Here is a 291-nt window from a genome sequence, read left to right on the forward strand (position 1 = left end):
TGCCGAGGTCAGTAATGGCGCATTAGTTGGCACGGTGACCAATGTTGAAGATGGCCAAGAAGTTTCAATCACTATCACCGATGTTGATGGTAAGTCAGAAAGTTATACCGCGATAGTTTCTGGTGGCGAGTGGAGTCTCATTGGTCAAGATTATTCAGCCTTCGCTGAAGGCACGCTAACAGTAGAAGCTACGGTTACGGACATTGCGGGTAATACTGCAACTTCTAGCGATACCATCGTCAAAGATACGCTAGCGGATATCAGTGTCGATTTTGATGGTTTTGGTGATGA

At 46.0% G+C, this 291-nt stretch carries 1 protein-coding gene; it reads left to right on the forward strand.

Going from position 1 to position 291, the window contains the following annotated elements:
• On the forward strand, nucleotides 1–291 hold a 291-nt coding region (locus A6D97_RS03670), incomplete at both ends, for an Ig-like domain-containing protein (protein WP_240492689.1).

The sequence above is a fragment of the Vibrio sp. ZF57 genome (assembly GCF_001691235.1).
GTDB classification, from domain to species: domain Bacteria; phylum Pseudomonadota; class Gammaproteobacteria; order Enterobacterales; family Vibrionaceae; genus Vibrio; species Vibrio crassostreae_C.